This is a genomic window from Brevibacillus sp. FSL K6-2834 (genome assembly GCF_038592925.1).
Taxonomy (GTDB): domain Bacteria; phylum Bacillota; class Bacilli; order Brevibacillales; family Brevibacillaceae; genus Brevibacillus; species Brevibacillus borstelensis.
The window spans coordinates 117,660-133,852 of sequence record NZ_CP151945.1; the positions used below are offsets into that span (position 1 = coordinate 117,660).

The following is a 16,193-nucleotide window of genomic DNA, read 5'->3' on the forward strand; positions in this document are numbered from 1 at the left end:
TGTACATGCTGTATACTATGAATAAGAAGAATATCGTTACACTGCCCCAGCTTTCTTCATATTATAGAAGGAAGACAGGTATTCGACTGTAAACCAAAACTACGCGGAAAGGGTGAGCGCCGTATGAAAATGGTGGTTGCTGTCGTTCAGGACAAAGACAGTGGTCGTCTGTCACAGCAGTTGGTGAAGAAGGGTTTCCGAGCCACAAAATTGGCAAGTACCGGAAGCTTTTTGCGCGCAGGCAATACGACATTTTTGATTGGTACGAATGACGAAAGTCTGCCGGATGTCATTGATATTATTCAACAGAACTGCAAATCACGCAAACAGATGGTCACCCCTGTCTCACCCTTGAGCAATGCCGTCGACTCGTTTATGCCCTATCCGCTTGAGGTTCAGGTGGGTGGCGCTGCGGTCTTTGTTTTGGATGTCCAACAGTTTCACTCATTTTAACAACGATGCGTACAAGGCATCTCCTTTTTGCGGCTGCTTTCGTATATACTGAAACAAGGCGGCAAAGGAGACTTGTCGGAGGTGCCGGATGAAAATCAGCGAAGGATTCAGACCAATCGCGGATATGGGCAAAGCTTCAGACATGCGGAAGACTTCAGAGACGGGGAAAGCAGCCTTTGCTGAAGTGATCAGGGAAGAAGAGCAGCGCATGTCCCGAGACCAGCTGATCAAGCTTTTCAACGACATCGACAAGCAAGGCCAAATTCTCGCTCGTTCCCGCTCCATCCGCGATTTTTACCGCTATAAACAGCTGATCAAGGAGTTCATGGAAGAGGCAGTCAAATACGGAATGGCCCTCGATGACCGGAGTGGGACGAATCGCCGGGGACAAAGCAAGCTGTATAAAATGATCAAGGAAGTAGATGCACAGCTCCTTCGGCTTGCCGATGAAATCGTAGATGTCCATTCGCCCATTATCGACATGCTGGGACGGATCGGCGAAATTCGCGGGATGCTGATCAATATGTATTTTTAGGTGAAAACCATGACATGGACAACATTTTCGCAGCAGCCCCGTGCGGCTGAGCTGCTCCATCATAGCCTGCGCAATGACCGGCTGGCACATGCCTACCTGTTTACCGGACCCAAGGGCGCGGGAAAAAAACAGATGGCCCTGCATCTGGCAAAATCCCTCTTTTGTCAAGAGAAAGAGGCGGATGCCTGCGGGGCCTGTCTCTCATGCAGGCGCATTGAGGCCGGAAACCATCCGGATATTACGGTCATCACACCGGATGGGGCTTCCATCAAAATCGATCAGATTCGCCATCTTCAAAAAGAAATGGCAATGCGCGCCGTAGAATCGATTCACAAGGTGTACATTCTTGAGCATGTAGACAAAATGACGACGCAGGCAGCCAACAGTCTGCTGAAATTTTTGGAGGAACCCCCTGCCGGTGTGATCGCCATGCTTTTGACAGAGCAAAGTCACGCCATTTTGCCTACCATCCTGTCACGCTGTCAAATCATTCACTTCTCTCCACTTTCTGCCGAAGCCATCGCCGAAAAATTGGTCTTGGAGGGCGTCTCCGCAGGAATGGCCAGGATCGCGTCCCACATTACGTCAAATTTGGAAGAAGCCCGTGTGCTTAGTCAAGCAGAATGGTTTGCACAGCTAAGAAATGTAATGATACAATTGGTGCAGGAATGCAAACAACACAACTCCTCAGCACTCTATACCATTCATGATATGTTGCAAAAGAGCGACAAATTAAAGGAGGAACTGCCCCTCTTTTTGGATTTGCTCATCCTTTGGCTGCGCGATATCCTGTATGTGCAAGTAGACAGACATGCCCATCTCATCAACAGCGACCAACAGGATGTGCTGCAAGGACAAGCCTTGATTTGGACAAAAGCTGAGCTCTTGCATGGGATCGATCTGGTCATGGAAACGAAAAATCGGATAGAGCGAAACGCCAACGCACAGTTGGCCCTTGAGCGGTTGGTTCTTCAAATCCAGGAGGGATAACCTTGTACGAGGTTGTAGGTGTCCGTTTTAAAAAAGCGGGCAAAATATATTACTTTGACCCTGACCAGCTGCCGATCGAGCGGGATTCTTCCGTGATCGTCGAGACGGCGAGAGGGGTAGAATACGGCAAGGTTGTAATCGGTCGCAAGCAAGTGGCTGACTCCGACGTGGTTTTGCCGTTGAAAAAAGTCATCCGGATGGCAGATGAGCGGGATGCGAAGCAGGTGGAGGAAAACAAGCAAGCCGCCAAAAACGCGTTTTCCGTTTGCCAGACGAAAATCAAGGAACACAAGCTGGAGATGAAGCTGGTCGACGTGGAATACACCTTCGACCGCAATAAAATCATCTTTTATTTTACAGCGGATGGACGAGTCGATTTCCGCGAGCTGGTCAAGGATTTGGCTTCCGTCTTTCGCACGCGCATCGAGCTTCGCCAGATCGGCGTTCGCGACGAAGCCAAAATGCTCGGCGGGATTGGCCCCTGTGGACGTCTTCTCTGCTGCTCCACGTTTTTGGGCGATTTCGAGCCCGTGTCGATCAAGATGGCCAAGGACCAAAATCTTTCATTGAATCCGGCGAAGATCTCCGGGTTGTGCGGACGGCTGATGTGCTGTCTGAAATATGAAAATGATAACTACGAAAGCACGCGCGACGAGATGCCTGACATCGGAGCATCGGTCACGACGCCGATGGGCGTAGGACGAGTGGTTTCCTTGAACATCCTGGATCACTCGATGCAGGTGGAGCTTTCGGAGAACAGACGGATTATGGAATTTGCGTTGGATGAAATCGTCGTGGGGCAGCCTACGTTTGAGTAGTCGATAGAAAAAGAACAGGTAGCGGGGATGAGGTGAGCAAGTGGACAAACGGGAAATCTTCGTCAAGATGGCCAGTATCGAGGAACGAATCGGCGATCTGTATCAAGAAATTGGCGAATTAAAGGACGTCATCGTCGTCTTGATGGAGGAGAACGCCCAATTACTCGTTGAAAACCAGCACCTTCGCAACCGACTGGACAAAAAGACGACCAAACCCGCACCGAAGCAAAAACGGTCCGAGCAGGTCAAAACCGAAGAAGCCAAGAAAAAAGTAGTCGGAGAAGGATACGATAATCTAGCGCGTTTATACGCGGAAGGATTCCATATCTGCAATGTGCATTTTGGCAGCTTGCGCAAGGAAGGGGACTGCTTGTTCTGCCTCTCTTTCCTCAGCGGGGTACAGAAATAAAACCAGAAATCATGAAGCAATGCGACAGAACTGAACAAGGAAAGAAAGCGACCTGGGCCCAAATGACAGGTCGCTTTTTCAGACCTGTATGAGCAAAAGACGTGGCTTGCAAAAGCAAAGGAGTAGAAAGTGACGAATGGATTCGGGGAAAAACGTGCCGCTTTACGAGTCGGAGCGGATCGATGACCTGCTGACTCACGAAATGAAAATCATTCAAAGCCATGAAGTGTTTTGTTTTTCGATGGATGCTGTGCTGCTCGCACGTTTCGCCTCCGTGCCCAAGCGCGGCAGAGTGCTGGACATGTGTACCGGCAACGGAGCGATTCCGCTGATTATGACGACGCGTTCCCCGGAAGCTGTATTTGAGGGTATCGAGCTTCAGCCCCGTTTGTATGACATGGCCAGTCGCAATGTTCAATTAAACAATCTGGGCGATCGGCTGACTATGCATCTCGGCGACGTAAAAGAAGCGGTGCAGTTGTTTGGCTACGGGAAATTCGACCTGATCACCTGCAATCCGCCGTACATGCCGGCGGGAAGCGGAGAGCATAACTTGAGCGAGCATTTTGCGATTGCCCGTCACGAGATCCGGTTATGCTTGGAGGACGTCATTCGGGTAGGGAGCCAACTGTTGAAAAATGGCGGAAAATTGGCTTTGGTCCATCGGTCCACACGTCTGATCGACATCGTGACCTTGATGCGCCAGTACGGAATCGAGCCCAAACGGATGCGTCTCGTCTATCCAAGACGCGATGCCGAGCCCAATATGGTGTTGATCGAGGGAATCAGAAACGGCAAACCGGAGCTTCGCATCCAGCCCCCGCTGATTGTTTACGAGAACGGGGAGGAATACTGTGAAGAACTTCAGGAGATCTACTTTGGAAAACGCGATTCCCTCTCATAAAAGCCACTTTGTCTATATTCTGCGTTGTGCGGACGGGACGTACTACACCGGTTACACAACCGAGCTGGAGAGAAGAATCCGCGAGCACAACGAGGGAAAAGGAGCGAAATATACGAGAGGAAGGGGCCCTGTCGAGCTGATGTACATGGAAGAAGGTGTGGATCGTTCGTGGGGGCTGAAACGGGAGGAAGCAATCAAGCGGCTTTCCCGCCTTCAAAAGGAAGCGCTTATCAGTCAAGCGAAGGGAGGATGCGAGTGAACATCCAGCGAAGCTTTGCAGATGAACAGAAGGGTGTGCTGTATTTGGTAGCGACACCGATTGGCAATCTGGACGATATCTCCGTCCGCTGCCTGGAGACACTCCGCTCTGTGGATGTAATCGCCTGCGAGGATACACGCCAGACCAGAAAGCTGCTCACCCACTTTCAGATCGAGAAGCGTACGGTCAGCTACCACGAACACAACAAGGAGGCAAGCGGAAGCGGGCTGCTGCAGTGGTTGGCTGAAGGCAAGCAAATCGCTCTGGTAAGTGACGCCGGGCTTCCGGCCATCTCCGACCCGGGAGCCGATCTGGTCAGGGATGCCGTAGAGGCAGGGTATCCGGTCGTGCCCGTGCCTGGGGCGAATGCAGCGCTGACAGCACTGATTGCGTCCGGTCTGCCTACGGACCGGTTTGTGTTTTGCGGATTTTTGCCGCGGGAAAACAAGGATCGGCGGAAAGAACTGGAGCGGCTCAAATTTTATCCGGAAACGCTTCTGTTTTACGAAGCGCCGCACCGGATCGCAAAAACATTGGAAGCGATACGGGAAGAGTGGGGCGACAGACGGGCGGTTTTGGCCCGCGAGCTGACCAAGCGGTATGAGGAGTTTGCCCGCGGAACGCTGGATGAGCTGATCCGGCATATTCGAGAAGGAGAAGCCCGCGGAGAATATTGTCTGGTCGTTGAGGGGTTCACCGGGCAGGCCGAAAAAAATCCGGATGAAGATCAATGGTGGATGCAGGTCAGTGTCGTGGAGCATGTGGACCGATATTGTGAGCAGGGCTTTAGCAAGAAGGAAGCGATCAAACAAGCGGCAGATGACAGAGGCGTGTCGAAAAGGGACGTATACAACGAATACCACCGGGAGATGCCGCTCTAGCCGCCATACATAAAAAAGAGACTGGTTTCTCGCACCAGCCTCTTTTTTATTCATCCAATCATCATAGATGCAATTGTTCCGATCAGGAGGGCCTAGCGCTTAACTGCAGGCATCTCAGACAGGCAATCTTGGCATACAATCTTGCCTTTAAAATGGGATACGCGGTCCGCATTGCCACAGAAGATACAGGCAGGCTCGTACTTCTTCAGAATGATGCGCTCGCCGTCCACGTAAATTTCCAGCGCATCTTTTTCAGCAATCCCCAAAGTGCGACGCAATTCAATTGGAATAACGACGCGACCCAGCTCGTCCACTTTTCTAACAATACCTGTAGATTTCATCATGTCTAGCCTCTCCTCTCAAGATGTTTCAAAATGTCGTTTATTGTTTGAAACGGATTTATAGTCGTCAATATTCGACAATTTCCGGTGTTTTCATTATACCAGCGATTCCCAAAGGTGTCAACATTCATTTTACATTTAATTGAAGATGAATGTGTTTTTGGCATTGTAAATCCATACAGGAGCATCAATTACATGTGATGTTTGTATATATGGCTGTGTGCATGGAAAAAACTAACTGGGATTTTTGTGGGGGAAAGCAGTCAGTTAATGTCGAATGCCAAGGATATTATTCGACAAATTTCGATGATATCCATTTGTTGTTCGACAAACTGATGCAAATTTTCGAGAGAGTAGGCAGGCGCGATTGTTTCTAGGCAATGGTTTACAAACAAAACCCAATGTGTACAATAGAATAGTAAAGAAGCATAAATGATCGACCATGACGGGAAGAGTAGGCTTGCAAACTTATGACAGAGAGCCGGGGTAGCTGCGAACCGGTATAAGCGACCAAGCCGAACATGGACCCTGAGTTTCACGGATGAACGGGCACCTTGGCACCAGTAGTTCGTGACGTAAGCCTACGTTACAGGTGAAGTCAGCAGCACTGACTTGCCAAGTCCGCCATTCGCGAGAAGGCGGAGCATTTGGGTGGTACCACGAGATCAAAGCTCGTCCCAATCCGGGGCGGGCTTTTACTATTTTATCAAGGGGGGCACTTGTCTTATGAAACCGACGTATTACATTACGACGCCGATCTATTATCCCAGCAACAAGCTGCACATCGGAAACGCCTACACGACCATTGCGGCAGATGCCATGGCCCGCTACAAAAGACTGCGCGGTTATGATGTCTACTATTTGACGGGTACGGACGAGCACGGGCAAAAGCTGCAGGAGAGAGCAGCAGAAGACGGCAAACAGCCGCTGGAGTTCATCGACCCGATCGTCGACTGGATTCGCGATCTATGGGAAAAGCTCGATATTTCCTATGACGATTTCATTCGCACCACCCAGCCTCGCCACAAAGAGGTCGTCCAGAAAATTTTCCAACGCCTGCTTGACCAGGGAGACATCTATCTGGGAGAGTACGAGGGCTATTACTGTGTGCCGGATGAAGCCTTCTGGACGGAGACACAATGCAAGACAGACAAAGGGTATTTCTGTCCGGACTGTGGGCGTGAGGTCAAAAAAGTGAGGGAGCAAAACTACTTCTTCCGCCTGTCCAAGTATCAAGACAGACTGCTGCAGCACATCGAAGCCAATCCTGATTTCATCCAGCCGGAAACCCGCCGCAACGAGATGATCAACAACTTCCTCAAGCCGGGTCTGCAGGATCTGAGCGTTTCCCGCAGCACATTTGACTGGGGAATCAAGGTTCCGAGCGATCCGAAGCACGTCATTTACGTCTGGATTGACGCATTGACCAACTATATCTCCGCGCTCGGCTATCTGTCCGATGACGACAGCAAATATTTGCGCTATTGGCCCGCTGATGTTCACCTGGTTGGGAAGGACATCCTTCGTTTCCATACCATCTACTGGCCGATCCTGCTGATGGCGCTTGACCTGCCGCTGCCGAAAAAAGTGTTCGGCCACGGTTGGCTGCTTATGCCCGATGGCAAAATGTCCAAATCAAAAGGGAACGTGATCGATCCGAAGCTGCTGATCGACCGCTATGGTTCGGACGGTGTTCGCTACTTCCTGCTCCGCGAGATTCAATTCGGACAGGACGGCGTCTTCACCCCGGAAAGCTTTGTTCAACGACTCAACTACGATCTGGCCAATGACATCGGAAACCTGCTCAGCCGTACGGCGACGATGATTGAAAAATACTTTGACGGCGTCGTTCCCGCACCGCAGGACAAGGGAGAGCCTGACGACAGCCTGATCAGTCTGGCGACCAGGACCAAAGCACTGGTGGAAGAGCATATGGATGAAATGCGCTTTAGCAACGCTCTCGCCCACATCTGGGAATTGGTCGGACGCGCCAACAAATACATTGACGAGACCATGCCGTGGAATCTGGCCAAGTCTGACGAAACCAAAGGACGGCTGGCGACAGTCATGTACAACCTGGTGGAAAGCATCCGGATTTGCTCTATCCTCATTCAGCCGTACATGACCAAAACACCTGCGAAAATTTGGGACCAATTGGGCATTCTCGACAAACCGGAGGCATGCAGCTGGGAGTCGGCTGGCGTCTGGGGAGGCCTTCCGGCTGGAAGCAAAGTCAGCCGCAAAGAGCTGCTGTTCCCGCGCCTGGATGTACAGGCGGAGCTGGCTTTCATCGACGAGTCGACAGCAGAAGCCCGCCGTCAGGCAGAAGAAAACAAGAAGAAGCAGGACGCATTGAAAGGAGAACCAACCGTGAGTGAAGCAACGAACCAAACCGAGGCACAAGCTGCAGAAAAACCGGCGGACGCAAAAGAAGAGATCGGCATCGACGACTTTTCCAAAGTCGAGCTTCGCGTTGCACAGGTAGTCGAATGCGCGAAGCATCCAAACGCGGATAAGCTCTTGATTCTCCAGTTGGATCTGGGCTACGAAAAACGTCAGGTCGTCTCCGGCATTGCCAAGTACTACACGCCGGAAGAGATGGTTGGGAAAAAAGTAATCCTCGTGGCCAATCTCAAACCGGTCAAGCTGCGTGGGGAAATGTCCCAGGGCATGATTCTGGCGGCATCCGTCGGAGACCAGCTGACGCTGGCGACTGTAGACCCGACCATGCCAAACGGAGCAATTGTGAAATAAGGAAAGGGAGGACGCACACGTGTTATTTGAAACGCACGCGCACCTCAACGCCCCGGAATTCGATGAAGATCGCGAAGAGGTGATCGCACGTGCCCGGGAAAATGGCGTAAGCACGATCGTCAACATCGGGTTCAATGCAGAAACGATTCCCACCTGCCTGCAGCTGGCTGAGAAGCACGATTTCATTTATGCGGTCGTAGGCTGGCACCCGCAGGACGCCAAAGACATGACAGACGAACATCTGGAATGGCTGGAGGAGCTGAGCCGTCACCCCAAAGTGCTCGGTCTCGGGGAAATGGGACTTGATTACTATTGGGACACTTCACCCAAGGACGTCCAGGCGGAGGTGTTCCGCAAGCAAATCCGTTTGGCCAGGAAGGTGAACCTGCCGATCATCATCCACAACCGCGACGCTCACCAGGATGTGATCACGATCCTGAGAGAGGAAAAGGCGGCTGAGGTCGGCGGCATCATGCACTGTTTCTCCGGAAGCTGGGAAACGGCAAAAATGGCACTGGATATGAACTTCTACATCTCCTTTGGCGGTCCGCTCACGTTTAAGAACGCGAAGCAGCCAAAGGAAGTGGCGGCGAAAGTGCCGCTTGACCGCCTGCTGATCGAGACCGATTGTCCGTATCTGACGCCGCACCCGTTCCGCGGAAAGCGAAACGAATCCGGCTATGTCCGTTATGTCTGCGAAGAGATGGCCAACATCCATGGCATGACGTACGAGGAGATGGCCAAACAGACTGCCGAGAATGCTCGGAGGCTGTTCCGGCTGGATTGACAGTCGAGGCAAAAAACAAATGAAACGAGCTTGTCCCCTGGGGGCAGGCTCGTTTTTTCGTGAAGCGTGCCCAGCAAGCCGTTAATTGCTAGTTGGTGAAAGTCCAACCGAGGCAGGAGCCAAGTCACCTCGTAGCTGACAGGCAACTGGTGGAGAAATCCTAAGGTTGAAGCCCTGTGACAAAGTAACTCGAAAGAGTGCGAGCAAATCAGCAGGCCGTAACATAAAGTGAATCCTGCAGCCTCGTTAAGAAAGACCACCGAGAGGTGGACAAAGGGAAGCCGAGCTTGTTTCATATGGGCGAAGGCCAAGGACGGTGTGGAGAACTTGGAATACAGCACCTATGAATCCCTCGGGGTATGGGGAGCGGTATGTTGAGAAAGTAGTTAACGGAACTGGGGAGACCCTACTCTGCACGCCCCGTCAGGAGCGTAAAACGGAAACCTATAACCGTAAGGGAAGTGGTGGATGGCAGAGAGGGAGTCGGAGGGGTTCATAGTACCGATGAACATAAGGACAACACAACCTTATGGAGGGAAGGAGCCCTGCTTTGTTCACGGGTCGAAGGAGGTAAGAGTGAGTGAATGCAAGTAAACTTGCTAACTACACCGATGTAAAAGCTCGACAACTTTGGACAACCCTATATCTTTGTGCCAAGGCAAACTCAAAACGGCGATTTCATGCCTTGTATGACAAAATCTACCGCCCGGATATTCTAGCGACAGCTTGGAGGAGAGTAAAAGCAAATAAAGGGAGCGGAGGAATCGACGGACAATCCATCGCACAGATTGTGGAGGAGTATGGGGAGAGCCGTTTTCTTAACGAGATCTATCTAGATTTAAAAGAAAAGCGGTATCGTCCACATCCGGTTCGTCGAACTTACATCCCTAAACCGGATGGCAAGAAACGTCCACTCGGCATCCCGACGATCAAGGATCGGGTGGTCCAAATGGCTACTAAGCTAGTCATTGAACCGATCTTTGAAGCTGATTTTCGGGACTGTTCTTATGGCTTTCGGCCAGGAAGAAATGCTCACCAGGCAATTGCACAGATACGCAAAGCAAGCAAGAGGTGTTATTGGGTCGTAGATGTTGACATTAAAGGGTATTTCGACAACATCAACCATGAGAAGTTGATGAAACTGGTCGAAATGAGAATCAGCGACAGACGTGTTCTGAAACTTATCCGACAATGGCTGCAGGCTGGGGTCATGGAAAATGATCAATTCCATGAAACAGAACTGGGAACTCCGCAAGGAGGGGTAATCTCGCCTCTTCTTTCAAACATCTATCTAAACTACATGGACACCATTTGGGAAAATCAATTCTCCCATCTTGGCACACTTATCCGCTATGCGGATGACTTCGTTATCATGTGCAGAACCAAACAAGAAGCATTGGAAAGCATTCAAGTGCTGATGGCTATTCTAAACAAGCTGGAGCTTAGTCTCAGTAAAGAGAAATCTAGACTCGTTAATATTTGGGACAATTCCACTGGGTTTGACTTTCTTGGGCTGCACCATCGCAAATTCCCCGTGTTCAACAAAGGGGGGAGCAAGGTATTTGCTATGTCTCATGTACCAGCTAAGAAAGCAATGAAGGAAATGAGACGTAAAATTAAGGAATACACTGCACCAAGGAACAAACTGTTTCTGTCTCTAGAAGAGCTAGTGAAAGGGCTAAATCGCAAGCTAAGGGGGTTCAAGAACTACTACTTCATCTCGCCCATCGCCAAACGATGGGCAAGACGGATAGACTGGTATGTGATTGAACGCCTTACAATCTTCTGCAACAAGAAAAGAAGCAAGCGGAATAAACATGCCGGAAAGCTGAAGGTCATACAAAACACGCAGGGTAGTTTATTGAAATTAGCCGGATAAAGTAAGCCGAATGCCAAAGAAAGAAGAACATCGGAAAGCCGTATGAGGGAAAACCTCACGTACGGTTTGATGAGGGGGAGCTGAAATGAGCAAGGCGACCATACGGTCGCCCGAAAGTTTCAGTTCTCTACTCTACAAAGGCACGTGCAATCGGATGCCGTAAACGCTTGCTGCTACCGGGTTTTGCAAAAGCCAGGTGCGCTTTTTGCTAGAAGCAGAAACAAAAAACCTGTTCTTCCAAAGGACATCCCGCATAGCATTAAAGTATGTGTCGAACGATTATTGCGGAATCGACATGCACCCTCGACAGAAACCCGCTTCCATTCGCCAAACGGTTAATGCTAGGCTGGTAGCAATCAAATCCTCAGTCCGGCAGGGGGAATTTGACAAAGAGAAAAAAGTAGAATACAATCAAATCCGACCTTGTTCAGAACTGGCCAATTTCCAAAATATTGGTGCGATTTCATCAACCCTTGCCTGGCTAGACTCGAAAAGCTTTACGCTTTTCAGCAAAAAAGGAGTGTGGGAAATGGAGTTACGCACGGTGTGGGAAAGGCAAAAGAACCGGGCGATTGTCGTTCTCGGCAGCCTGGCTCTGGTGCTCGTTCCCATGATTGGCTATTTCTCTGCCCAAGCAACCCAGCCAAAACAGATCACGTTTTCGATGGACGGAGATACCCGCAAAGTGGGAACCAAAGCCTCGACCGTCGAACAGTTTTTGGCAGAACGAAACATCACGGTAACGGAAGATGATCTACTACAACCAGACATTCACGCGAAAATAAAAGACGGAACAACCATTACCTTACATACACGCTGGACAATTCCGGTCCAGGTGGACGGGCAGACCAAAGTAGTAAAAACGCTAAAGCGCGATGTAGCTGGAGCTCTGCAGGAGGCTGGCATCGCATTAGGCAAGCAGGACCGGGTAAAACCGGCTCTCACAGACTCACTTTCCAGACAGACGACAATCGTCGTTACCCGAGTCGAAGAGAAAGTCGTGCAGCAAGAGGAGCGCCTGGCCTTCCAGGAGCTGCGCAAAAACGATTCCGTATTGTCAAAAGGGACGACGCGCGTCATGCAAGAGGGCCAAGAGGGAAAAGCCATCGGTCATTATAAAGTCATCACGGAAAACGGAAAGGAAGTTTCCCGTGAGCTGATCAAGCGAGATGTAATCACACCAAAGAAAGATCGAATTGTAGCGGTAGGAACAGCCGTTGCTGTTCAAATCGATGACAAATCGAATCGAGTCGTAGCGTCCGCAGCGGGGATGGTCTCCCGGGGCGGAAAAGTGTTCCGGCCAAAACAGGTCCTGAACGGGGTTACTTTGACCGCCTATTCACCGGCAGGTGGAGGCAAACATCCAAGCTCGCCAGGCTACGGGCGTACAGCTACGGGCGTAAAGGCAAAAGCAGGGCACACGATCGCGGTTGACCCGAAAGTCATTCCGCTCGGGTGGTGGGTGTTTATTGACGGCATCGGATACCGTCGTGCAGAAGACGTAGGTGGAGCGATCAAAGGCGCGAAAATCGACGTTTTCGTCGGGACCGAGGCGGACGCGGTTCAGTTTGGACGCAAGCGAAACCGAACTGTCTATATCATCGGGCCGCACAAGCCATAGGACAGGAGCCATGCTCCTGTCTTCTTTATTTATCATCGACCTGATCGCAGATAGCAAAAAGCTTCGTTGAAAGCTTTCGCAGCCGAGTTTCCTAATCCGGCGGGGTTGTGTTAAGCTGAGTTATTAAGTAAGACGAAAGCGAGCCGAAAATGTTTCACCCAAAAACGAAGGAATTCCTGTTTTTTTGGCGCAAACTATAACTGTTTTGACTATCCTCAAAACCGTCGTTTTCGACATTTTATGAAAGCGGGAGCATCGACATGAAGATCAAGGAAGTCATCGTCGTAGAGGGACGAGACGATACAGCTGCCATCAAGCGGGCAGTCAACGCAGATACGATCGAAACAGGCGGATCTGCCATCAATCAAAAAACGATCGAAAAGATTCGCCTTGCTCAATCCAAGCGCGGCGTTATTATCTTTACCGACCCTGATTACCAGGGAGAGCGGATTCGCAAAATCATCAGCAAGGCAGTACCCGGCTGCAAGCATGCTTTTATCACCCAAGCGGACGGAACAAAGAAAGACGATATCGGCGTGGAAAATGCGTCGGTAGAGACGATTATCCGCGCGCTGAGCGACGTCCGGACCGAGATGGCGGAAAGTGCAGGAGAAATCACTGCCGATGACATGCTGGCCTACAGACTTACCTCAGGGGCTGATTCCAAGGAACGGCGTATCAAGCTGGGGGAAAGCCTCGGTATCGGCTACGCCAATGCCAAACAGATGCTCTCCCGCCTCAATGCGTTTCAGATAAGCCGTGAGGAATTTCTCAAAGCGATAGAAGCACTAGATCAGGAGGAGGGGAAGTCGTGATGCACGCCTCAGGGAAAGATATCGCAACACCGACCAGAACGAAAGAGGTTCTGGAGAAATACGGCTTCTCTTTTAAAAAGAGTTTGGGACAAAACTTTCTGATCGACACGAATATCCTCCATAACATCGTGGAAGCGGCCGATCTGGACAGCTCGAAGGCTGCCATCGAAATCGGCCCCGGTATCGGTGCGCTGACCGAGCAGTTGGGGAGAGCCGCAGGGCATGTCCTCGCCATCGAGATCGACCAGCGGCTGTTGCCGATCCTTGAGGATACGCTGGCCCCCTATGACAACATAGAGGTCGTACATGGTGATGTGCTGGAGCTGGACCTTGCTGCTCTCGCGCGGGACAAGCTAAGCGGGTATGAAAAGGTGAGCGTAGTAGCCAATCTGCCCTACTATGTGACCACGGCGATATTGATGAAGCTTTTGGAGAGCCGATTGCCGCTGGAGAACATCGTTGTCATGATTCAAAAGGAAGTGGCTGAGCGGATAGCGGCAAAGCCGGGGAGCAAGGATTACGGCTCGCTGAGCGTAGCTGCTCAGTTTTACGCGGAGACGGAAGTGGCGATGATCGTTCCGGCCAGCGTTTTTATTCCTCGACCCAATGTTGATTCGGCAGTGATCAAACTGAAAATCCGGGACCGTCCTCCCGTGGAGGTAGACGATGAGAATTTCTTCTTCCGGGTCGTTCGGGCATGTTTTGCCCAGCGCCGTAAAACGCTGCTGAACAATTTAATGAGCGGGCTGTTTGATAAACAGCGAAAAGACGAAGTAATACAGATGCTAAGCGACCTTGAGATCGAACCGAGCCGCCGAGGCGAAACTTTGTCGATCGATGAATATGCAAGCCTGGCAAACGAGATTATTCGACGTCAATTGCTGGGTAAATAACAAGCGAAAAATCCCCTGCTATTTGCGACAAATCAGCAAAAGCAGGGGATTTTTGGTGTTATATTGGGAATGTAGGAAAAATCGACAAATATCAACGCATTTATCGAAAAAAAAGGCCGTTGACAAAAACTCGGCCGGATTGCTATAATTTTTTATTTCTTTGACAAAATAAGCGTATGCTGTTATAATGGGATCAAGCGAGGTGGATGGAACAATGGCAAGAAACGCGTTACTTGACATTAAGCGCAGTTTAGACGGGCACATTGGCGAACGCATCCTACTAAAAGCCAATGGCGGTCGACGCAAGACCGTCGAGCGGACGGGCATCCTCGAAGAAACATACCCATCAGTATTCGTAGTAAAGCTCGATGACGACCAATTGTTCGAACGAGTTTCATACAGCTATGCTGACATCTTGACGGAAACCGTTGAGTTGACTGTCTGCAGAGAGAACGAGCACATTCGCATTACTTTTGTTCAACAATAGAGCCATTTTCGGCTCTATTGTTTTTTTTGTTCTCCGCCGTACATACTAAGCCTGTCAACGAGAAAGGGAGGGTGTTATGGGTCGCAGACGAGGCATTATGTCTGATGAGTTCAAGCTGGAGCTGGCCAAGGAACTGGGGTTTTACGATACAGTGAAAACCGAGGGATGGGGCGGCATCACTACGCGTGACGCCGGAAATCTGGTGAAACGCGCCATTCAGATTGCCGAAGAAGCGCTAGCGAAGCAAAATACCACAGACACTCGTTGACAGGGAAGGCCGGGGAGACCCGGCTTTTCTTTTGTGCCAAACTCTTGACCCGATAAAGACTATTTTCTGCCGGACTGTATTTGGTGCGAATAGTATGGTTATTTTCCCCTCTACTGGCAAGGCAGAATACCCCTGTGCTACAATAAGAGACTAGGAAAACAGATCGTAGGCAGAGGTGAACAACGTGCGTATCTCGGTCAAAGCGCCCGCCAAAATTAATCTTACTCTTGATGTACTGGCCAAACGCCCTGACGGCTATCACGAAGTGGAAATGGTGATGACGACAGTAGACTTGGCGGACCGGGTTGATCTGACCTTGCGCGATGACGGGCGCATTTCACTTGATTGTTCGGCAAGCTTTGTACCGGATGACATTCGCAACCACGCTTACAAGGCGGCGCTGTTGCTGAAGGAACGCTATCAGGTGCCCTATGGGGTGCATTTGTACATAGATAAACAAATTCCCGTCGCTGCCGGGCTGGCAGGAGGAAGCAGCGATGCTGCGGCAACGCTCAGAGGGCTAAACCTTCTTTTGAATTTGGGGCTTAGCCTGGACGAGCTTGCAGAGGTGGGAGCGGAGATCGGCTCAGACGTACCGTTTTGCGTCTATGGCGGGACGGCAGTGGCCCGTGGACGCGGAGAGCAGATTACCCATCTGGCGCCGCCTCCCCCGTGCTGGGTCATCCTGGCGAAGCCGCCGATCGGCGTTTCCACGGCAGATGTGTACGGCAATTTGCGCGTGAAGGGGATTGAGCGCCATCCCTCCACGGAAAACATGCTGCGTGCGATACAGGAGCAGAATTTCTCCCTGATGTGCCGCACCCTGGGCAATGTGCTGGAAGAAGTGACGTTGAATATGCACCCGCAGGTACGGCAGATCAAGGACCTGATGGAGGCTTCGGGAGCGGACGGAGTCTTGATGTCGGGCAGCGGCCCTACCGTTTTCGCCCTTGTCCAAAAGGAAGCAAAAGTGCATCGCATCTACAATGCCTTGCGTGGATTTGTAAAAGATGTGTTTGTGGCCCGTATGTTAGGTGTCCCTGAAAGGGGAAATGCTTGCACAAACACGTATGGAAATGATACATTAGCACCATAATAT

18 protein-coding genes and 1 other annotated feature are annotated in these 16,193 nt (G+C 50.8%); of the genes, 17 read left to right on the top strand and 1 reads right to left on the bottom strand.

The features are described from left to right. The first annotated feature begins 123 nt into the window (after positions 1–123). The 8 genes from NST96_RS00705 (at position 124) to rsmI (ending at position 5,249) form a co-directional block, all read left to right on the top strand. Positions 124–453: a cyclic-di-AMP receptor gene (locus NST96_RS00705; protein WP_003390201.1), complete on the top strand. Its 330-nt coding sequence runs from the start codon at positions 124–126 to the stop codon at positions 451–453. An 88-nt stretch (positions 454–541) separates the two neighbouring features. Then, complete coding sequence (locus tag NST96_RS00710; RefSeq protein WP_003390202.1) at positions 542–988, top strand: YaaR family protein; 447 nt, start codon at positions 542–544, stop codon at positions 986–988. Between the two features lie 9 nt (positions 989–997). Next, the gene (holB, locus tag NST96_RS00715; protein WP_024984326.1) at positions 998–1,978 is read left to right on the top strand and encodes a DNA polymerase III subunit delta'; all 981 of its coding nucleotides are present in this window, start codon (positions 998–1,000) and stop codon (positions 1,976–1,978) included. Between the two features lie 2 nt (positions 1,979–1,980). Further along, on the top strand, positions 1,981–2,796 hold the full coding sequence (locus tag NST96_RS00720) for a stage 0 sporulation family protein (RefSeq protein ID WP_003390204.1): 816 nt from the start codon (positions 1,981–1,983) through the stop codon (positions 2,794–2,796). A gap of 40 nt (positions 2,797–2,836) precedes the next feature. Then, positions 2,837–3,205: a DNA replication initiation control protein YabA gene (gene yabA, locus NST96_RS00725; RefSeq protein WP_003390205.1), complete on the top strand. Its 369-nt coding sequence runs from the start codon at positions 2,837–2,839 to the stop codon at positions 3,203–3,205. A 136-nt stretch (positions 3,206–3,341) separates the two neighbouring features. Continuing rightward, positions 3,342–4,109 (top strand): tRNA1(Val) (adenine(37)-N6)-methyltransferase, encoded by a 768-nt coding sequence (locus NST96_RS00730; protein WP_003390206.1) that lies wholly within the window; start codon positions 3,342–3,344, stop codon positions 4,107–4,109. Beyond that, positions 4,084–4,368: a GIY-YIG nuclease family protein gene (locus NST96_RS00735; RefSeq protein ID WP_003390207.1), complete on the top strand. Its 285-nt coding sequence runs from the start codon at positions 4,084–4,086 to the stop codon at positions 4,366–4,368. Before NST96_RS00730 ends, NST96_RS00735 begins: the two co-directional genes overlap by 26 nt. Next, complete coding sequence (gene rsmI, locus NST96_RS00740; protein ID WP_003390209.1) at positions 4,365–5,249, top strand: 16S rRNA (cytidine(1402)-2'-O)-methyltransferase; 885 nt, start codon at positions 4,365–4,367, stop codon at positions 5,247–5,249. Before NST96_RS00735 ends, rsmI begins: the two co-directional genes overlap by 4 nt. Positions 5,250–5,341: 92 nt before the next feature. On the opposite strand, the gene NST96_RS00745 is transcribed toward rsmI, so the two are convergent. Further along, complete coding sequence (locus NST96_RS00745) at positions 5,342–5,593, bottom strand: AbrB/MazE/SpoVT family DNA-binding domain-containing protein (RefSeq protein ID WP_003390211.1); 252 nt, start codon at positions 5,591–5,593, stop codon at positions 5,342–5,344. 430 nt (positions 5,594–6,023) lie between these two features. Then, positions 6,024–6,273: a binding site (T-box leader), on the top strand. 43 nt (positions 6,274–6,316) lie between these two features. Here NST96_RS00745 and metG point away from each other — a divergent pair. The 9 genes from metG to ispE all read left to right on the top strand — a co-directional run bounded on the left by metG (position 6,317) and on the right by ispE (position 16,190). After that, on the top strand, positions 6,317–8,344 hold the full coding sequence (gene metG, locus NST96_RS00750; protein ID WP_003390213.1) for a methionine--tRNA ligase: 2,028 nt from the start codon (positions 6,317–6,319) through the stop codon (positions 8,342–8,344). Positions 8,345–8,363: 19 nt separating this feature from the next. Continuing rightward, the gene (locus NST96_RS00755) at positions 8,364–9,131 is read left to right on the top strand and encodes a TatD family hydrolase (RefSeq protein ID WP_003390214.1); all 768 of its coding nucleotides are present in this window, start codon (positions 8,364–8,366) and stop codon (positions 9,129–9,131) included. Between the two features lie 580 nt (positions 9,132–9,711). Further along, positions 9,712–11,010 carry a group II intron reverse transcriptase/maturase gene (ltrA, locus tag NST96_RS00760; RefSeq protein WP_024985477.1) on the top strand — a complete coding sequence of 433 codons (1,299 nt, stop codon included), beginning with the start codon at positions 9,712–9,714 and terminating at the stop codon, positions 11,008–11,010. A 529-nt stretch (positions 11,011–11,539) separates the two neighbouring features. Then, on the top strand, positions 11,540–12,631 hold the full coding sequence (locus tag NST96_RS00765; protein ID WP_342405194.1) for a ubiquitin-like domain-containing protein: 1,092 nt from the start codon (positions 11,540–11,542) through the stop codon (positions 12,629–12,631). A 260-nt stretch (positions 12,632–12,891) separates the two neighbouring features. After that, positions 12,892–13,446, top strand: a complete 555-nt coding sequence (gene rnmV, locus NST96_RS00770) for a ribonuclease M5 (protein WP_003390216.1) — start codon at positions 12,892–12,894, stop codon at positions 13,444–13,446. Continuing rightward, positions 13,446–14,339 carry a 16S rRNA (adenine(1518)-N(6)/adenine(1519)-N(6))-dimethyltransferase RsmA gene (gene rsmA / locus NST96_RS00775; protein WP_172920686.1) on the top strand — a complete coding sequence of 298 codons (894 nt, stop codon included), beginning with the start codon at positions 13,446–13,448 and terminating at the stop codon, positions 14,337–14,339. Before rnmV ends, rsmA begins: the two co-directional genes overlap by 1 nt. Before the next feature lie 214 nt (positions 14,340–14,553). Then, on the top strand, positions 14,554–14,826 hold the full coding sequence (locus tag NST96_RS00780; RefSeq protein ID WP_003390218.1) for a Veg family protein: 273 nt from the start codon (positions 14,554–14,556) through the stop codon (positions 14,824–14,826). Between the two features lie 76 nt (positions 14,827–14,902). Further along, complete coding sequence (locus tag NST96_RS00785; RefSeq protein WP_003390219.1) at positions 14,903–15,094, top strand: small, acid-soluble spore protein, alpha/beta type; 192 nt, start codon at positions 14,903–14,905, stop codon at positions 15,092–15,094. Positions 15,095–15,278: 184 nt separating this feature from the next. After that, positions 15,279–16,190, top strand: coding sequence for a 4-(cytidine 5'-diphospho)-2-C-methyl-D-erythritol kinase (ispE, locus tag NST96_RS00790; protein WP_339166975.1), 912 nt, complete (start codon positions 15,279–15,281; stop codon positions 16,188–16,190). The last annotated feature ends 3 nt before the right edge of the window (positions 16,191–16,193 follow it).